This window comes from Nitrospirillum goiasense (assembly GCF_034427435.1).
Taxonomy (GTDB): Bacteria; Pseudomonadota; Alphaproteobacteria; order Azospirillales; family Azospirillaceae; genus Nitrospirillum.
Genome location: NZ_JAXQNP010000001.1, coordinates 585,560 through 604,139 on the forward strand (window position 1 = coordinate 585,560; position 18,580 = coordinate 604,139).

The window sequence follows — 18,580 nt, forward strand, 5'->3', positions numbered from 1 at the left end:
GATCAGGACTATTAGTATTCCAAACGCGCCGAAAAGGCGTACAGGAATCTTAAGATTGGACATCAAAGTCGCCACCGTGAACTGGAACGTAGATCAGTACCAAAATAGGCAGGATACTATCGTGGCGAAAAGGGCGTCTTTTGCACTATGGTTATGCTCCAGCCGCGTCTCCTTGGGGGTAGGGGCGCTCTATCCTTAACCAATTTATCCGGTCGACGAAATTCCAGGATCAGCGTTCATGATCTACTGAAGGTTGCTTGCCTCTGTGGGGCGGCTCTACCTTCGCCCGTACCCGCCATCGCGGGGCGATCTGGTCGGATCGTCATTTTAGCCTGCGAAGGGGCGTCGGCTTCTGTGTCATTTCGCACTGCAACCAAAAAAATTATTTAATCCCAATTCGTCGGAACGTCCCCTATTTCCCAGGGTGTTGGGTTTTCCGAACCCGTTCTCGAGGGATCACGAGACGTGTCGCACCACATCCTGAATGACCGCCGCCGGCCCCGCGCCGACCACTCCCGTTTGAGCGCGGGGGCGCCGTCATGATCGAAATCGTCAAGATCGCCCTGCGGCGGCCCTACACCTTCATCGTGATGGCCATCCTGATCCTCATCTTCGGCGTGTCGTCGGCGGTGAAGACGCCCACCGACATTTTCCCCAACATCGGCATCCCCGTCATCGCCGTGGTGTGGACCTATAATGGCCTGCAGCCTGACGACATGGCGGGGCGCATCATCGGTTATTACGAGCGGTCGCTCACCTCCACCGTGAACGATGTCGAGCACATCGAATCCCAGTCGATGCAGGGCTTCGGGGTGGTGAAGGTCTTCTTCCAGCCCAACGTCAACATCAACGCCGCCCAGGCGCAGGTCGTGGCCGTTTCGCAGACGGTGCTGAAGCAGATGCCGCCGGGCATCAACCCACCGCAGATCTTGACCTTCAACGCCGCCAGCGTCCCCATCCTGCAATTGGCGCTGTCCAGCGACCATCTGTCGGAAACGCGGCTGAACGATATCGCCCAGAACTCCATCCGGCCTCAGTTGGTAACCGTGCCGGGCGCCGTGCTGCCCTCGGTCTATGGCGGCAAGGTCCGCCAGGTGCAGATCGACCTGAACCAGCAGGCCCTGCACGCCTACGGCCTGTCCGCCACCGACGTGGCCGCCGCCCTGTCGGTGCAGAACCTGATCACCCCGGCCGGCACGCAGAAGATCGGCAAGCTGGAATACCCTGTGGATCTGAATGACTCCCCGGTGAATATCAGCACCTTCAATGACTTGCCGATCAAGACGGTGAACGGGACCGTCGTCTATATGCGGGATGTCGCCAATGTCCACGATGGCAGCCCGCCCCAGACCAACGTTGTGCATGTGGATGGCAAGAAGGCGGTGCTGATGTCGGTGCTGAAGGCCGGCTCCGCCTCCACCCTCGACATCATCGCCGGCGTCTACCAGCGCCTGCCCGACGTGGAAAAGACGCTGCCCGACGGCGTCACCCTGACCCCCATCGGCGACCAGTCCATCTTCGTGAAGGACGCCGTCAGCGGCGTGATCCGCGAGGGTGTCATCGCCGCCGGCCTGACCGGCCTGCTGATCCTGCTGTTCCTGGGCAGCTGGCGGTCCACCCTCATCATCACCGTGTCCATTCCGCTGGCCATCCTGGCCTCCATCACCACCCTGTCCGTGCTGGGGGAGACCATCAACGTCATGACCCTGGGTGGCCTGGCGCTGGCCGTGGGCATCCTGGTGGACGATGCCACGGTGACCATCGAGAACATCAACTGGCACCTGGAACACGGCAAGCCCATCGAAACCGCCATCCTGGACGGCGCCAAGCAGATCGTGGTGCCGGCCACCGTGTCCCTGCTGTGCATCTGCATCGCCTTCGTGCCCATGTTCGGCCTGGGGGGCGTGGCCGGCTTCCTGTTCCGCCCCATGGCGGAGGCGGTGGTGTTCGCGCTGATGGCCTCCTACGTGCTGTCGCGCACCCTGGTGCCGACCCTGGCCAACTACCTGCTGCGCAACCAGACCCATGCCGGCCATGGCCTGCACACCGACCTTCACGGCGCCCCGACGCGCAATCCCTTCGTCAAGTTCCAGCGGATGTTCGAACGCGGGTTCGAGGCGGTGCGGTCGACGTACCAGGGGCTGCTGCTCTTGGGCCTGCAGAACCGTCGCTGGCTGATCGGCGGCTTCCTGGTGGTCTCGCTGGGCTCCTTCGGCCTGGCGCCCTTCCTGGGGCAGAACTTCTTCCCCGCGATCGACGGCGGGCAGATCAAGATCCACGTGCGGGGCCGCACCGGCCTGCGCATCGAGGAAATGAGCCGCCTGTGCGACCGTGTGGGTGATGCTATCCGCCATGTCATCCCGCCCAAGGATCTGGCCGGGACGGTGGACAACATCGGCCTGCCGGTCAGCGGCATCAACATGGCCTATGGCAACAGCGGCACCATCGGCGTGGAGGATGCGGACATCCTGATCGCGCTGAAGAAAGACCATGCGCCGACCGACAGCTATGTCGATACCCTGCGCCATGACCTGCCGCGGCTGTTCCCCGGCACCACCTTCGCCTTCCTGCCGGCGGACATCACCACCCAGGTGCTGAACTTCGGCTTGCCGGCCCCGCTGGATGTGAAGGTCGTCGGCAACGATCTGGAGGCCAACCGCGCCTACACCAACAAACTGCTGGCCAAGATCGCCCGCATTCCCGGCGTGGCCGACGCCCGCGTCGAACAGGCCTTCCAGCTGCCGTCGCTGAAGGTGGCGGTCAACAGGTCGCTGGCCGGCCTGGTGGGGCTGACCGAGAAGGACGCCGCCACCACCATGCTGGATACCCTGGCCGGTAGCACTCAGACGGCGCCGACCTTCTGGCTGAACCACAAGAACGGCATCTCCTACCCTGTGTCCATCCAGACGCCCCAGCGGGACATCGACACCATGGCCGGGCTGCAGACCCTGCCGGTGACGCCGGCCAGCGCCGGCCGCGCCAGCCAGCTGCTCGGCGGCTTGGCGCAGATCAGCCGGGGCCGGCAGGACGCCGTGGTGACCCATTACAACGTTCGCCCGACCATCGACATCTACGCCACGCCCAAGGATCGTGACCTGGGGGCCATCGCCAGCGACGTGCAGAAGGCCATCGACAGCATGGCGGGGGAGTTGCCGCGCGGCAGCCACGTCGACATCCAGGGCCAGGTCACCACCATGACCAGCGCCTATCACCAGCTGTTCGTCGGCCTGGCCTTCGCCATCGTGCTGATCTACCTGCTGATCGTCGTGAACTTCCAGTCCTGGATGGATCCCTTCGTCATCGTCATGGCCCTGCCCAGCGCCTTGGCTGGCATCGTCTGGATGCTGTTCGGCACCGGCACCACCTTGTCGGTGCCGGCCTTGACCGGCGCCATTATGTGCATGGGTGTCGCCACGGCCAACAGCATCCTGGTCATCAGCTTCGCCCGGGAACGGCTGGCCGCCGGCGTTGACGCCCTGACCGCGGCGATGGAGGCGGGGCACACCCGCTTCCGCCCCGTCCTGATGACGGCCCTGGCCATGGTCATCGGTATGGCGCCCATGGCCATCGAACCGGGGCAGAACTCCCCGCTGGGACGCGCCGTCATCGGCGGCCTGGTCTTCGCCACCCTGGCCACGCTGTTCCTGGTGCCGGCGCTGTTCAGCCTGGTGCATGCCCGCGACCACGAACGCGCCCATGCCCCAGGGGGACATGCCCAAGGGGGACACGCCAATCCGGCCCCCGTCTGAGCCAGCGCCCTTATTTCGTCCTTTCGACCCGATCTTCCCCTAAGCCGCAGCCGCCGTCCCGGATAGGAGCGACCCGACAATGTCCACCGCCCAGATCACCACCCCCAATCCCCGCCGCCTGGCCCTGTTGGGCGGGATGGCCCTGCTTGCCGCCGGCGCCATCGTTGCCGTTGGCCTGACCGACCGCGCCCGGGCGACGCGCGAGCTGGTCCAGTGGAACGCTGACCAGGCCATTCCCACCGTGGCGCTGGCGCCCGTCAGCCGGGGGGCGGCGCAGCAGGCGCTGACCCTGCCGGGCACCCTGCAGGCTTATACCCAGGCGCCGATCTACGCCCGGGTCAGCGGCTATCTGAAAAGCTGGGACAAGGACATTGGCGCCAAGGTGAAGGCGGGCGACCTGCTGGGCACCATTGACACCCCGGATCTGGACCAGCAGCTGGAACAAGCCAAGGCTGACCTGGCCAAGGCCGAGGCGACCGCCCGCCTGGCCGACCTGACGGCCAAGCGCTGGGCGGCGCTGGTGGCGTCGCAGTCGGTGTCGCAGCAGGCGGCGGACGAGAAGGTGGGTGACAGCGCGGCCAAGCGCGCGGCGGTGGAAAGCGCTGCCGCCAACGTCCGCCGGCTGGAGGCGCTGACGGCGTTCAAGCGCATCGTGGCGCCCTTCGATGGGGTGGTCACCGCGCGCACCACCGACGTCGGCGCCCTGATCAACGCCGGCGGCGGGACTGGGCAGGAACTGTTCCAGGTGTCGGACCTGCACAGCATGCGCCTCTACGTCCAGATCCCGCAGGCCTTCGCCAGCCTGCTGACCCCGGGCGTCAAGGCCACCTTCGACCTGCCGCAATATCCGGGCCGGCATTTCGACGCCACGCTGGTGACGACGGCCAACGCCGTCAGTCAGGCGTCGCGCACCATGCTGGTGGAATTGCAGGCCGACAATCCGGACGGCGTGCTGACCCCCGGCACCTTCGCCGAGGTGCATTTCCAGGTGCCCAGCAGCCCTGACATGGTGAAGGTGCCGGCGACGACCCTGATCCCCAGCGACAAGGGGGCCGAGGTGGCCGTCGTCGGACCCGATGGCAAGGCCCTGCTGAAGACGGTCACCATCGGTCGCGACATGGGCGACAGCGTGGAGATCGTGGCCGGCCTGACGCCGGCGGACAAGGTGATCGACAACCCGCCCGAGACGCTGGCGTCGGGCGACCCGGTGCGTCTGGCCGGGGCGGGTGGGGTGACGGACAAGATGGCGGATGCGGCGGCCCCCGCCGCGCCCAAGGCGGATCGGTAACAGCCATGTCTCTCGGCAAAATCCTTTTGGCCGGCGGTGCCCTGCTGGCGCTGTCGGCCTGTAACCTGGCGCCGGATTACCAGCCGCCCCACCTCGACCTGCCGCCGGCGTTCAAGGAGGCGGGCGGCGCCCCATGGCAGCCAGCCCAGCCAGCGGACCAGGCGATGCGCGGCCCCTGGTGGACCGCCTTCAACGACCCGGTGCTGAACGGCCTTGAGGACAGGATAGAGGCGGCCAATCCCACCCTGGCGGTGGCGCTGGCCCGGTATGACGAGTCCCGCGCGGATGCCGCCGCCGTCTCCGCCGGCCTGCTGCCGCGCGTGGACGGGAACGCCAGCCTGAGCAACAACCGCCAGTCCAAGGACAGGCCGCTGCGCGGCGCCGGCCAGCGGGACGTCTATGGCTCCAACACCGTCGGCGCCTCCGCTTCCTATGAGATCGACCTGTGGGGCAAGGTGCGCAACCAGGTGGCGGCTGGCCGGGCGGCCGCCCAGGCCAGCGCCGCCGACCTGGCCTCGGTCCGGCTGGGCCTGCAGGCGGAACTGGCCAGCGACTACTTCGCCCTGCGTGGTCTGGACGAACGGGCGCACATCCTGGCCGATACGGTGACGGCCTATGAGAAGCAGCTCAGCCTGACCCAGACCATGTTCCAGGGCAACATCGTCGCCGGCGTGGACGTGTCGCGCGCGGAAACGCAGCTGGACAGCGCCCGGTCCCAGGTTTCGCAGGTGGCCTCGCAACGGGCGCAGATGGAACATGCCATCGCCGCCCTGGTGGGCGCGGCCCCGGCCCAGTTCTCATTGGCGCCCACGCGCTGGACGCCAACCTTACCGGCGGTGCCCACCGGCCTGCCGTCCACGCTGTTGCAGCGCCGGCCCGATGTGGCGGCGGCGGAGCGTGATGTGCTGGCCGCCAACGCGGGCATCGGCGTGGCCCGCGCCGCCTACTACCCGGACCTGTCCTTGCAGGCGTCGGGCGGTTTCCAGGACACGGGCTTCAACCTGCTCAAGCTGCCCATGGCCTTCTGGTCGGTGGGGCCGGGCGTTACCCTGCCGCTGTTCGACGGGGGGCGGCTGGATGCCGGCCTGGCCAAGGCGGTGGCCCAGCATGACGAGGCGTCCGCCAAGTACCGTGAGACGGTGCTGAACGCCTTCCGCGAGGTGGAGGACAACCTGGCGGCCATCCGCTGGCTGGGGGCCGCCGCCAAGGACGAGGATGCCGGCACCCTGGCGGCCCAGCGCACCCTGGACATGGCCATGAACCTCTACCGCGATGGCGCCGACAGCTATCTGGAGGTGGTGACGGCGCAGACGGCCCTGCTGGAGGCTCAGCAGAGCAGCCTGGACCTGCACACCCGCCAGGTGCAGGCCGACGTGGCCCTGATCCGCGCCCTGGGCGGCGGGTGGACCGTGAAGGCGCTGCCGTCGGATGACGAGGCGACGCGCTTGCCGGAGCAGGCGACCAAGGCGCCCTAAAGGAAAAAGGGCGGCGCCCCCGCCGGGACGCCGCCCTTTTCGTCCCCGTGACCGACGTTCAGATCGCGCGCAGGCGGGCGAAGAAGCCGGTGATCTCCGCGTTCAGGGTGTCGGCGTCCAGGCGCAGCGCTTCGGAGGCGGAGCGCAGGGCGTTGGCCGACTGGCTGGTCTGTTCGGCAGCCCCGGCGACGCCCACGATGTTGGAGGTCACTTGCTGGGTACCGGCGGCGGCCTGGTTGATGTTACGGGCGATTTCAGAGGTGGTCGCCCCCTGCTGTTCCATGGCGGAGGCGATGGCGGTGGCGATGGCCCGCATGTCGCCCACGACATGGGCGATGGTGCCGATGGCGTCCACCGCGCGGGCGGTTTCCTGCTGGATGCCGGTGATGTAGCCCTGGATTTCGTCCGTGGCCTTGGTGGTCTGGCTGGCTAGCGTCTTGACCTCGCTGGCGACGACGGCGAAGCCCTTGCCGGCCTCGCCCGCCCGGGCGGCCTCGATGGTGGCGTTCAGCGCCAGCAGGTTGGTCTGGCTGGCGATCTCCTGGATCACCTGGATGATGTTGCCGATGCTCTGGGCGGCATCCGCCAGGCCCTGCATGGTGACGCCGGTCCGCTCGGCCTGGGCCACGGCGCGCTCGGCGATGTCGGTGGAGCGGGTGACCTGGCTGTTGACCTCGCCCACGGCGGCGGCCAGTTCCTCGGCGGCGCTGGCGATCATCTGCACATTGCCCGTGGTTTCGGCCGAGGCGTGGTTGGCCATCTCCACCATGCCGCGGCTCTGCGTCGCCATGTCGGCCAGGCCCGAGGAATGGTTGCGCACGTCTTCCGAGGCGTTGACCACGTTGTCCAGGACCTGCGCCGTGCGCTGCTGGAAGTCGGCCAGCGAGGCCTCCACCGCCTGCTGCCGGCGCAGCTTCTCCTGCTGTTCGACCTGTTGCGCCTGGGTCAGTTCGGCATTGCGCAGGCCATTGCGCTTGAACACCTCCAGCGCGCGGGCCAGCCGCCCGATCTCATGCCTGTCGTTCAGCAGGGGGATGTCGACGCCCAGGTCGCCATCGGCCAGTTGGCCCATGCGTTCGGTGATCAGCTTCAACGGCTTGGCGATGCTGCGCGCCAGCAGATAGGCCACCAGCCCACCGGCGATGACCACAAGGGCGGTCAGCAGCAACATATCAGTCAATATATCATGATATATTGCGTCCACATCATCGATGTAGATGCCGGCGCCCAACGCCCACTGCCACGGCTCGAAGCCCAGGCTGTAGGTCATCTTGGGGAAGCTCTCGGCCGGGCCACCCTTGTTGCCGGGCCGTGGGTAGGTATAGGTGAAGGAACCGCCGCCCTGCTTGGCGGCCTCGATGCCCAGGCGCACGGTTTCCACGCCGTCCGCGGTCTTGAAGTCCATGCGGTTCTTGCCCTCGAACTCCCGCTTGATGTGGACGACGGTCACGCCATCGTACTGGTTGACGTAGACATATTCGCCATTGCCGAAGCGCAGCTTGCGGATGTCGTCCTGGGCGCCCTTCTGCGCCTGGGCGCGGGTCATCTCGCCGGCCTGTTCACGGTCGTACCAGTTCTGCGCGATCCCGCGGGTGACCGTCAGGATCTGCTTCAGCTCTTCCTTGCGGTCGTCCATCAGAGTGGTGCGCAGGGTCGACAGGGCGAAGCTGACCGCCAGGGCCAGCGCCAGCACCAGCATGGGCATGAACAGCGCCAGCCGGTGGGAAATCTTCAGCTTGTTCAACATGAGGGGGATCTTTCGCGGACGAAGGGGGTCAGGCGATGGCGACGGCGCACGGGTTGCCGTCCGCGCGAAACAGGGCGTGGGGTAGGTCCAGGTCGCGGGCGCAGGCCTCGGCGTGGCGCTGGTACACCTCCTCCACACCAAAGCGGTGCAGCAGATCCAGGTCGGCGTCGGTGACGGAACCCCTGTCCCGGTCCTGATAGCCATAGCTGGCCACCCCGCCCGCCTGGTGGTGCAGGCCGGGTGCGGCATAGGCGTCCGGTTCATCGGGGAAGATGACGCTGGATCCGGCGCCGTCCAGGCTGTCCATGCGCTGCCAATGGGTCACCATCTCGGGCGTGAAGCGGTCACCCAGGCCCACGCGGCCGAACAAGGCCTTGGCCGCCGGCACCGGTTGGCGGGTCGCCTCGTACACATAGTGGGTGATGGGAACGCCCTGGCGGCGGGCATAGGCCGCCACCCGCACGGCGTTCAGCGAGGCGATGATGAAGTTCTCCAGCAACTGTTCGCGTCCCATGCGATGGGACCATTTGCGTAGCCACGAGGCCAAGCCGTGCAGCGGCTGGCGATCCAGCATCACCAGGTGCAGCCGGCTGGCGGGATAACCCGCCTCGATCAGCATGCGCAGGGGAACGTACAGGCATTCCGCCGTCAGGTAGGGCCCCGCCACGTCCTTGCAGAAAATGTGGGGCGCCTGGTCGGCCAGGGGGACGACCCAGGGGCTGGGCGTTCCGGCGGCCAGCACATGGCGCATGATGGCTTTGATCGGCTGGTAATAGGACGGCAGGCCGGCCACGCCGAACAGGTTGGCCAAGGCGGTGGACCCCACGCGCGCCCGGCCCCAGGCGCAGGTCAACTGGGGGAAATCCTGCTCCGCCCTATCGCGGAGGCCTGCCCGCAACTGGTCGGCCACCTGATCGTTCAATCCGGCAAAAGGAAATTCACGTGTTTGATACCGCCCATCGGATGACAGGCAGATACCATCCAACGCCGGGTCGTCCTGTTCGACCAGTTCGGCCAGCGCCGCCAGGTCGATGACTTTCTTGTAGAATGCGACCATGAGTCTTCCTATCCCAAGAATTCCTTGGGCCTATTGCAGGGTGCCTTGGGGATGGGTGGGGTTGCCTTCCTACACCAAGGTATAGGGTGGAAACTCTTAAGACAATATTAATAAGAAAAGATTCACAAACATTACCACCAAAGTCTATATTACATTTACGTGAACGCGTTTACGTGGCGCCTCAAAAGTAGTTTTCCGGTTTAGTTGACTAAAATTTTCCCTATTTATTATCCATTTCCCTGAACTAAATCAGCTATGCACCGGCCCTTCGGAACGCCCATCGGATCCCCGCCGCGGCGTGGTTTCCCGGCGCATCTCGGGAAAAGGCAAAAGCGTGTTGAGCATCACTCAACTATGGCGACGTCAATCCCACTCGGGCGCACAAAAAAGCGGCCCAGCCGGGTGGGCTGGGCCGCGATGAAGCAAACGTGAATACTTGAGGATGATCAGTGATGGGCGTGGGCCATGCCGCCAGCGCCGTCGCTAATACCAATCTGTACGTTTTCCATCATGCCCTGGTCCTCATGGTCCAGGATGTGGCAGTGCAGGACGAATTCGCCGATGTACCGTTCATACCGGGTGCGGACGATCAGGCGATAGTAGTGCACCGGCTTGCCGGGGGCTGGCTTGTAACCCGGAGGAGCAAAGGCGCTGAGATTGGTCTTGACCCACAGCGTGTCCTTCCAGGCGCCCTTAAGGCCGGCGAATTGGGTATCACCATCGTCGTCCACGGCACCCGGCTCACTCACATCCCGGTCGTTTTCATTATAGATGTGGACGATCTGGAACGGGTTCACATGGATATGAAAGGGGTGGCTGATGCTGTAGGAGCGCAGCTGCCACTCTTGGGCGGTGCCCAATATCAGCTTCCGGTCAATCTCCTTGGGGTCGTAGGGGGCGGTACCCTTGGGGACCCAGTTCTTGCCGTCGTACTGCACCATCTCGAAACTTTTACCGACGGTGAACTTGGTGGCGTCCAGACCGGTGTAGGGCTGCTTGTTGGGATCGTCCGGCACACCCGGCCCGAGGTAGAACACCATTTCCTGTATGGGCACGCCCTTCACCTCATCGTCGGTGATGGTGGGGTGAGGGACGAAGCGGGTCAGCAGGATGTTGGGCTGGCCCTTGGCGTCCTTGGCCGTCAGGTCGTGGATGATGCTGTCCTTGACGTCCGCAGGCATAGTGCGCTGGGCGGATGCCACCAAGGTATTCACCAGGGTCTGTGTCGGGTTGGTGGTTGCCGTGCCACCGCGCACCGTCACCACGCCCAGCAGGCTGCGCAGCGTTTCCGAACGGCTGACCGTGGCGCTGGAGCTCATGGCGCCTTGCGTCATGCAGTAGTTGCCGGGTTCGGGGAACACCACCAGCAGGTCATAGCGATATCCCGGCTGTAGCACGGTGTCGGTGTTGGTCAGGGTGTTGCCCATGGTCAGGCCGTCGGCCGCCACCACCTGGTAGGGCACGGCGGGGCCGGTGCATACCGTGTCGATGAACTTGCCGGTGGCGTCCTTGGTCGGGCGCGCGGTGGCGGCGGTGGTGTCCACCATCTTGTGGAATTCCACATTGATGGTCTCACGCACGCCGGCATGAATCAGGCGCCAGCGTTCCACCGTGCCCGCTTTGGCGTCTGTGAAGGTTGGCATGACCACGCCGTTGATGCTGGTCCACCGTCCCGAACTCGCCCAGCTGCCGGGACCGAATTCGTCACTGGTGGAGGAGCTGCTCCCGGGCGGATTCTGGACAGGGCCGTACGTTTCGATGATGCCCGTCTGGTTGGCCTGGCAGTTCCAGGTCGGCTGCCCGTTATCCAGGCAGTAATACTGGATCTGCTGGAACACCAGGGTGCGTTCTTTGAAGGGTTGGCCGTCCGGTCCCACCAACAGCGTGTCGAGGTCGCCGTTCACCTGGGGCGTGGGCTTGCGGTCGCCCCGGATGATCAGGGCGCCGGCCATGCCGCTGGACACCTGCAGCGCGGTGGAGCCGTGGCGGTGCGGGTGGTACCAGAAGGTGCCGGCCGGATGGTCGGCCGGAATGTTGTATTCGTACTGGAAGCTGACACCCGGGTTGATGGAAATCAGCACGTTGTCGCTGTTGCCGGCCGGGCTGACCCACAGGCCGTGGGAATGCAGGTTCGTGCCGTTGAAGCAGTGCGGCTCGTCCACCGGCTTGCTGCCGTTGGTGCAGTCCGGGTCCGGCGGCAGATCGTTGTGCAGGGTGATGCGCACCGTGTCACCGGGCGTCACATCGATTTCCGGGGCCACGTAGGGCGTGCCGGGCGATACCCCGGTGCCGACATAGCTGCGCAGGTGCAGCCGCTGATAGCGCTGTTCACCCGGGTCGTAAATGGCGCCGTCGGTGTATTTGATGTGCAGATCGTAGGCGCGCTCTTTACCGGCATGGGGCTGCGCGGTGGTGGCCAAGCTGAGGGCCGAGGGCGCCTTGGGCAGGCCGGGCACGGTGGCCGATCCTTGCGCCGGCGCCGTCTGCGGCAGGACGGGCGGATTGGCGAACGTGCTTTGCGCCGCCGCGGGCTGCGCGGTCGCCGCCGCTAAAGCCAGGCCTAGGGCCGCGCCCCCCGCCCAGCGCCAATTGATTGACGCGTCACGCGTCGAATGCCGATGCATGCTTACCCCCTTTTTCCGCGGCCTTGGGCCGCCCTGTGGTTGAGTTGTTGGGGGCAATCTAGCAGATACGACGCGGCGTTACACCCGTTCAGCGAGTATAATTCTAATTTATACTCTCGGCAGATGTAATCGGTTTGTTAATGGTTCCGTGGGAAAGGCTGTCGTCAACGGCCGGCCTGGGGCTACACTGGGTTTTTCCGCGACCAGAAAAGGCAGCCCAATGACCGACCCTCTCTCCGATTTCATCCGCGGCCTGCCCAAGGCCGAGCTGCACCTGCATATCGAAGGCAGCCTGGAACCGGAGCAGATGTTCGACTTCGCCCGCCGCAACCGCGTGGCGCTGCCCTTCCGCACGGTGGATGAGGTGCGGGCCGCCTATGCCTTCACCCAGCTGCAGGACTTCCTGGACATCTATTACCAGGGCGCCCAGGTCCTGCGCACGGAGGAGGATTTCCGCGACCTGGCGCTGGCCTATTTCCGCCGGCTGGCGGCGGACGGCGGCGTGCATGCGGAGATCTTCTTCGACCCCCAGACCCACACCGACCGGGGCATCCCTTTCCAGGTGGTGGCCGACGGACTGCTGGCCGGCATGGCGGCGGCGGAGAGGGAGCTGGGCGTCACCGCCCACCTCATCCTCTGCTATCTGCGCCACCTGGATGAGGAGTCGGCCTTCGCCACGCTGCGGGCGGCGGAGCCCTATCTGGACCGCATCGCGGGCGTGGGGCTGGATTCGTCGGAGGTCGGCAACCCCCCGTCCAAATTCGCGCGCGTGTTCCAGGCGTCCCGGGAGCGGGGACTGAAGCTGGTTGCCCATGCGGGTGAGGAGGGGCCGCCCGACTATGTCTGGCAGGCGCTGGACATCCTGGGCGTGGACCGCCTGGACCATGGCAACCGCGCGCTGGAGGACGCGGCCCTGACCCGGCGGCTGGTGGACCAGGGCACGACGCTGACGGTGTGCCCGCTGTCCAACCTCAAGCTCTGCGTCGTGCCCAGCCTGGAGGCGCATCCCCTGCGGCGCATGCTGGACCTGGAGCTGAGGGCCACGGTCAATGCCGACGACCCGGCCTATTTCGGCGGCTACCTGCTGGACAACTACGTGCGGGTGGCGACGGCCTTGGGCCTGGACCGGGGGCATCTGCTGCGGTTGGCCCGCAACAGCATCACCGGCTCTTTCCTGGATGCGGCGGCCCAAGCGCCCCACCTGGCGAGGTTGGACGCCCTGGCGTGACGGCCTCGCCGGGCTGGCGTGGCTGGTCAGCCGCCGAAGCCGCCCAGGGTGTGGTCATACAGCACCTTGGCGCCGATGCCGATCAGGCCGATGCCGCCCGCGACCTCCGCCCAGCGGCCCAGCACGGGGCCGGCGGCCCGGCCCAGCATGACGCCGCCGAAGGCCATGGTGAACGTCACCAGGCCGATCAGGGCGATGGTGGTCGGTATGTCCACATTCATATAGCCCAGCGTGATGCCCACGGCGGTGGCGTCGATGCTGGTGGCGATGGCGGTCATGGCCAGGGCCAGGGGCGAGTGCCGCTCGGCCTTGGGCTTGTCGTCGTCGTCGTTCTTCCATGCCAGCCAAGCCATGCGACCGCCCACGATCAGCAGCAGGCCGAAGGCGATCCAGTGGTCATACGCCTCGATGTAATGGGCGAAGGACAGGCCCAGGCCCCAGCCCAGGATGGGGGCCGCCAATTCGAACAGCCCGAAATAGGCGCCCACGCGGGCGGCCTCACGCACGCCGGGGCGGTTCAGGCTGGCGCCCTTGCCCAAAGAGGCGGCGAACGCGTCCATGGACAGGCTGAACGCCAGGGCGAAAGAGGTGGTGATGGGCATGGTCGAACCTTCGGGGGCGGCAAATGCGACAGGCCAGGCAAGCGACAGCAGCACCACGCGTCCGGCCCGGCCCGGTCGGACGCGACATGCCACTGGTCTCGCCAGCGGTCCCCGGTAAACGGTGGACCGGTCGCACGCGCCACGGGCCTGACCGGCAAGGCCGGCTTACGCCGGTCACGCCAGGGGCCCAAGTCTGTTGACGCGGCGCCCGCTCAGTGTCGGCGGGCGGCTACTCCCCAATGATGGGCGCTGCTTAACGGCTGATGGGGGGCGCTGTCAACCCTCCGTCGGCACTGCGCCATGGCCGTCTTCTCAACCATCCCCTGGCGCCGGTTGATTAAAGCCCGTTGGCTTGCCGCAGGCGTTCGACGGGATAGGCGTCCGCCAGAAGGAAGAAGCTGCGCGGCGTATCAAGTACGGGCGAAAGGCGCTCCAGGGTTGGCAATACCGGGTTCTCAACGGCGGAAAGGGCCGACGCCTGGTCGGCGAACCAGAACTCCAGGGCATAATCGGCATAGGGCTCCGCCCCCCCGGGGCCGGGCAAGGCGACGTTGACCAGCCCGGCGATGGGGTGGCACCGGGTCTGCAGGTCGTTCATCGCGCTGGTCCAGGCGGCCTCGAACGCGGCGACATTGGCCGAGGGCGAGCGTTTCAGGAAAATGAACAGCTTGGCGGCGTCGGGTTTCGTAACGCCCCACTTTCCTTCTTCCCGGACCACGCATTTCAGGACGGTGTCCTGATCGACGAAATTGTCTTCGTCGGGGCGCAGGCGGCTCAGGTAATAGGGGGTGGAGACGGATGCGGCCAGATGGCCGAAATCGTTGAACCAGACCTCGGTGACGAAGTCCCTGTCCGACAGCCAGCGCCCGGAAGAGTCCGCTTGCGGATAAAAGACGTGATTTTGCTCATAGCGGCTGGGCATGGCGCCGGCGTCGGCTGGCGGCGCGAACACCATGGGCCCGTGGACCGTTCGCAGATGCGTCAATGCCTGGTCGCGGCTCTTGGTCAGACAGGGCCGGCCCGCGATCAATAATTTTATGTCGCTCATGGCGTTCCCCCTGGTTTGTAAGGGGACTCTCTCATTCGGAAACAGAGAACCAAAATCACTTATATCGAATAAATGTATTGATGATCATGATTGTCGGCTGCCGACCAGGTGTCAATGTGTCCAGCTTCTTCTTAAGCGTTCCACCTTATGTTGTTTTCTGTCGCCTTCAGCATTGCGGAAAATCAGCCGCGTTGACATGACGGCGGTGTCTCGTTGCTTGATGTTACCGGTAACTTGCGCGACAGTGGGCACCGAAAACGATTACAAAATGGGGTTGGGAACGCTGCCATGACAGGAATCTCGCATTTCGGGCGGGGGCGCCGCCGGCTGCCCGCCATTTTCGCCGCCACGGCCGCGCTTTCGGTGTTGGCCGCCTGCCAGGCCGATCCTGGCCGCGGGGTGTCCCCCACCGCCACGGCGCCGTCGCCCTCCCAGGGGCCGGCGTTGGTGGGGCAGGTCCCTTATCAATGGAAGAATGTGCAGATCGTCGGCGGCGGTTTCGTCGACGGCATCATCTTCCACCCCACCGAGCCCGGCGTGCGCTACGCCCGCACCGACATGGGGGGCGCCTACCGGTGGGACGGGGCGGCCCGGCGCTGGGTGCCCTTGCTGGACTGGGTGTCCTACGCCGACACCAACCTGATGGGCGTGGAAAGCATCGCGCTGGATGCGCGCAACCCTGATCGGGTCTATCTGGCGCTGGGCACCTATACCAGTCCGGACGCCCCCAACGGGGCCATCCTACGGTCCGATGATCGCGGGCGGACCTTCCGCCGCGTGGACGTGCCCATCAAGTTCGGCGGCAACGAGAACGGTCGGGGCAATGGCGAGCGCCTGGCCGTCGATCCCAACGACCCGGACACCCTCTACCTCGGCACCCGTCATGACGGCCTATGGGTCAGCCACGATGGCGCCACCACCTGGTCCCGCGTTCCATCCTTCCCCGACGTGACTGAGGACCCCTCGACTCAGGCCGTGGCTGGGGTGCCACCATGGGCGCGGGGCGGCGCCGGCCTGGTGTTCGTGATCTTCGATCCTCGGAGCGGTGCCGGCGCCGGTAAAGGCAGTCGCACGATCTACGTCGGGGCCTCGCTCAAGGGGCGGGACAACCTGTTCCGCAGCACCGACGGCGGCAAGACATGGGCGCCGGTGCCGGGTCAGCCCACGGCTAACCGGCCGACGCGCGCCGCGCTGGCCGCCGACGGCACGCTCTACGTTTCTTATGGCAGCAGCCCCGGCCCCACCCGCATGACCGACGGCGCGGTGTGGAAGCTGGATACCCGGCGGGGCCAATGGACCGACATTACGCCGGACAAGCCGGACGCCGCCCACGGGGCGGCCTTCGGCTATGCCGCCGTGGCGGTGGACGCGCACAATCCCCGGGTTGTCATCGCCAGTTCCTTCGACCGGCACCGCCGGCCGGGAACCTCCCCCGGGTTGGGTGAGGATATCTTCCGCAGCGTGGATGGGGGCAAGACCTGGCACGGCGTCTTTGGCGGCCCCCGGGGCGACGGCAAGAACGGCGGCGTCTATGACTACAGCCTGGCGCCCTATGTGAAACCCACGCCCATCCATTGGCTGTTCGATATCGAGATCGACCCCACCAACCCCGATCACGCCCTGTTCACCACCGGCTATGGCGGGTGGGAGACGTTCGACCTCCGCGCCGTGGACAAGGGCCAGCCCAGCCACTGGCAGGTGATGAGCACGGGCATCGAGGAAACGGTGGCCATGGCCTTCACCAGCCCCAGCCAGGGCGCCCCCCTCATCTCCGCCATCGGCGACTATGGCGGGTTTGTCCATTGGGACCTGGACAAGCCGGCGGCGGAGGGGGCGGCGGCCCCGCCCTTGTTCGGCAACACCGACAGCGTGGTGTCGGCACCGCTGAAGCCTGAGGTGGTGGTGCGCGTGGGCATCCGCGATGAACGCTATCCCGGCGCCAATATCGGCTACTCGCTGGATGGCGGCCACAGCTGGCAGGCCGCCGGAATGCCCACGCCAGAGGCCAAGCGGGGCAAGGTCGCCGTTTCGGCTGATGGCGCCACCTGGGTGTGGACGCCGCAGGGGGCCAAGGAAGGGTTGGTGTCCGGTGCCTTCGTCACCACCGACCGCGGTGCCACCTGGACCAACGCCCAGGGCCTGCCGGAGGGTGTGCGGGTGATCGGCGACGCCGTCGACCCCGACACCTTCTACGCCCTGTCGCTGTTCGACGGGAAACTGTACGTCAGCACCGACCGGGCGGCGCATTTCCAGGCCCGGCCCTTCACCCTGCCGAACGGCCTGCCCACGCCGGCGGTGGTGCGTAACGGCCGGGGCGACCCCCGCGGTGGTCAGGATGCGCTGTACGCCACGCCGGACGCGCGGGGGGATTTGTGGATCGCCGCCTTCGACGGCCTTTACCATGGCACGGCCGCCGGTGGGGCCTACACGCGGATGCCGGGCGTGGAACAGCTGCATGCCTTCGGCTTTGGCCGGGCGGCGCCGGGTGCCGCCGCGCCTGCCCTGTACTTGGTGGGCACCATCGACCGGCAGCGGGGCATTTTTCGCTCCGACGATGCCGGCCGGCACTGGGTGCGGGTGAATGACGACCAGCACCAATGGGGCCTGATCCTGCAGGTGTCCGGCGATCCCAAGCGCTATGGCCGCGTCTATGTGGGCACCCATGGCCGCGGCATCGTCTATGGGGATCCCAGCTGAGGGAATTGCCATATAAGCCAAAGGGTTAGTGTCTTCCGGCCAGTAGGGGGCGGGCACGAACCCAATACCCTTTGCAGCTTTGCCACTATAAGATGGTGTCCGCGATACAGGATGCCGTCCATGCCGACACCACCGCCCGCCACGTCCACGCCACCCCCCGTGCCCCACGGGGGGTGGCGGCATCGCCTGGGTGCCGCCCTGCGGCGGCGGCGCCTGGCGGATCCCCGTTTGTGGTGGGATTTCCGGCGCAAGCGCTTCTGGGCCCTGGCCATACTGTTGACCTACACCGTGGCCGGCTTCCTGGTGGCTCCCCTGCTGATCCGCCGCCAGGTCGTGGATCTGGCGCAGGCCACCTTCCAGCGGCCGGCTACCCTGGACGGGGTGAGCGTCAACCCCTATGCCCTCAGCGTGGAACTGCGCGGCTTCCGCCTCACGGAGGCTGACGGCGGTCCACTGCTGGGCTTCGACCGGCTGTATGTCCGTCTGGCGCCGGGGGGCCTGCTGCGTTGGGCCTGGGGCATCGCCGATATCCAGGTGCAGGGGCTCCGGGCCACCGTGGTGCGCTATGGCCAAACCGATACCAATATCGGGCGCCTGATCCAGGCCGCCGCCGGGGACGAGGCTCCGGCCAAGGCGGATGGGCAGCCAAACGGGGAGTCCTCGGGGCTGCCCCGATTGTTGATCCGTCATGTGACCATCGTGGACGCGGCGGCGGACGTTACCGACCAGGTGCCCGGCACACCGTTCAAGACCAAGGTCGGTCCCGTCAGCATGGAATTCAACGACCTCAGCACCCTGCCCGAACGCCAGGGGCGCCAGCATGTGCAGGTCGGCCTGGAAGGCGGCGCCACGCTGGAATGGACGGGCACGTCCAGCCTGAACCCCGTCGTCTCCGCTGGCCATGTGGCGGCGCGCGGCCCCTATATCCCCTTGCTGGCCCGGTATTTCGGCGATGCGCTGCCTGTCGCGGTGCCCACCGGAACCATCGCCGCCGACCTGGACTATCAGCTCAGCCGGGGGGTAAGAAGGACGGTTACGCCCTTGCCGTCAGTCATCTCAATCTGA

At 66.3% G+C, this 18,580-nt stretch carries 11 protein-coding genes; 6 read left to right on the forward strand and 5 right to left on the reverse strand.

What is annotated here, in order from left to right; translation table 11 throughout:
- The first annotated feature begins 539 nt into the window (after positions 1-539).
- From ULB03_RS02105 to ULB03_RS02115, 3 genes are all read left to right on the forward strand, one after another.
- Positions 540-3,749 (forward strand): efflux RND transporter permease subunit, encoded by a 3,210-nt coding sequence (locus tag ULB03_RS02105; RefSeq protein ID WP_322481667.1) that lies wholly within the window; start codon positions 540-542, stop codon positions 3,747-3,749.
- Between the two features lie 79 nt (positions 3,750-3,828).
- Positions 3,829-5,037 (forward strand): efflux RND transporter periplasmic adaptor subunit, encoded by a 1,209-nt coding sequence (locus tag ULB03_RS02110; RefSeq protein ID WP_322481668.1) that lies wholly within the window; start codon positions 3,829-3,831, stop codon positions 5,035-5,037.
- Positions 5,038-5,042: 5 nt separating this feature from the next.
- Positions 5,043-6,512 carry an efflux transporter outer membrane subunit gene (locus ULB03_RS02115; protein WP_322481669.1) on the forward strand — a complete coding sequence of 490 codons (1,470 nt, stop codon included), beginning with the start codon at positions 5,043-5,045 and terminating at the stop codon, positions 6,510-6,512.
- A gap of 58 nt (positions 6,513-6,570) precedes the next feature.
- Here ULB03_RS02115 and ULB03_RS02120 read toward each other — a convergent pair whose 3' ends face one another.
- The 3 genes from ULB03_RS02120 to ULB03_RS02130 all read right to left on the reverse strand — a co-directional run bounded on the left by ULB03_RS02120 (position 6,571) and on the right by ULB03_RS02130 (position 11,940).
- A complete protein-coding gene (locus tag ULB03_RS02120) occupies positions 6,571-8,259 on the reverse strand; it encodes a methyl-accepting chemotaxis protein (RefSeq protein WP_322481670.1) in 1,689 nt (562 codons plus the stop codon).
- A 28-nt stretch (positions 8,260-8,287) separates the two neighbouring features.
- Positions 8,288-9,316, reverse strand: a complete 1,029-nt coding sequence (locus ULB03_RS02125; protein ID WP_322481671.1) for a sulfotransferase family protein — start codon at positions 9,314-9,316, stop codon at positions 8,288-8,290.
- Between the two features lie 446 nt (positions 9,317-9,762).
- Entirely contained in the window at positions 9,763-11,940 is a 2,178-nt protein-coding gene (locus tag ULB03_RS02130; RefSeq protein WP_322481672.1) for a multicopper oxidase family protein, read from the reverse strand.
- 220 nt (positions 11,941-12,160) lie between these two features.
- On the opposite strand from ULB03_RS02130, the gene ULB03_RS02135 reads away from it, so the two are divergent.
- A complete protein-coding gene (locus ULB03_RS02135) occupies positions 12,161-13,168 on the forward strand; it encodes an adenosine deaminase (protein ID WP_322481673.1) in 1,008 nt (335 codons plus the stop codon).
- A 26-nt stretch (positions 13,169-13,194) separates the two neighbouring features.
- Here the strand turns inward: ULB03_RS02135 and ULB03_RS02140 are convergent, their stop codons facing one another.
- Both ULB03_RS02140 and ULB03_RS02145 read right to left on the reverse strand, forming a co-directional pair.
- A complete protein-coding gene (locus tag ULB03_RS02140) occupies positions 13,195-13,770 on the reverse strand; it encodes a manganese efflux pump MntP (protein ID WP_322481674.1) in 576 nt (191 codons plus the stop codon).
- Positions 13,771-14,107: 337 nt separating this feature from the next.
- On the reverse strand, positions 14,108-14,800 hold the full coding sequence (locus ULB03_RS02145; RefSeq protein ID WP_322481675.1) for an EthD domain-containing protein: 693 nt from the start codon (positions 14,798-14,800) through the stop codon (positions 14,108-14,110).
- Between the two features lie 306 nt (positions 14,801-15,106).
- On the opposite strand from ULB03_RS02145, the gene ULB03_RS02150 reads away from it, so the two are divergent.
- Both ULB03_RS02150 and ULB03_RS02155 read left to right on the forward strand, forming a co-directional pair.
- Positions 15,107-17,515 (forward strand): exo-alpha-sialidase, encoded by a 2,409-nt coding sequence (locus ULB03_RS02150; RefSeq protein ID WP_322481676.1) that lies wholly within the window; start codon positions 15,107-15,109, stop codon positions 17,513-17,515.
- Positions 17,516-17,635: 120 nt separating this feature from the next.
- Positions 17,636-18,580 carry a DUF748 domain-containing protein gene (locus tag ULB03_RS02155; protein WP_322481677.1) on the forward strand — a complete coding sequence of 315 codons (945 nt, stop codon included), beginning with the start codon at positions 17,636-17,638 and terminating at the stop codon, positions 18,578-18,580.

Coding starts and splice junctions, on each gene's coding strand:
- ULB03_RS02105 (WP_322481667.1), top strand. CDS start 540: ATGATCGAAATCGTCAAGATCGCCCTGCGGCGGCCCTACACCTTCATC.
- ULB03_RS02110 (WP_322481668.1), top strand. CDS start 3,829: ATGTCCACCGCCCAGATCACCACCCCCAATCCCCGCCGCCTGGCCCTG.
- ULB03_RS02115 (WP_322481669.1), top strand. CDS start 5,043: ATGTCTCTCGGCAAAATCCTTTTGGCCGGCGGTGCCCTGCTGGCGCTG.
- ULB03_RS02120 (WP_322481670.1), bottom strand. CDS start 8,259: ATGTTGAACAAGCTGAAGATTTCCCACCGGCTGGCGCTGTTCATGCCC.
- ULB03_RS02125 (WP_322481671.1), bottom strand. CDS start 9,316: ATGGTCGCATTCTACAAGAAAGTCATCGACCTGGCGGCGCTGGCCGAA.
- ULB03_RS02130 (WP_322481672.1), bottom strand. CDS start 11,940: ATGCATCGGCATTCGACGCGTGACGCGTCAATCAATTGGCGCTGGGCG.
- ULB03_RS02135 (WP_322481673.1), top strand. CDS start 12,161: ATGACCGACCCTCTCTCCGATTTCATCCGCGGCCTGCCCAAGGCCGAG.
- ULB03_RS02140 (WP_322481674.1), bottom strand. CDS start 13,770: ATGCCCATCACCACCTCTTTCGCCCTGGCGTTCAGCCTGTCCATGGAC.
- ULB03_RS02150 (WP_322481676.1), top strand. CDS start 15,107: ATGACAGGAATCTCGCATTTCGGGCGGGGGCGCCGCCGGCTGCCCGCC.
- ULB03_RS02155 (WP_322481677.1), top strand. CDS start 17,636: ATGCCGACACCACCGCCCGCCACGTCCACGCCACCCCCCGTGCCCCAC.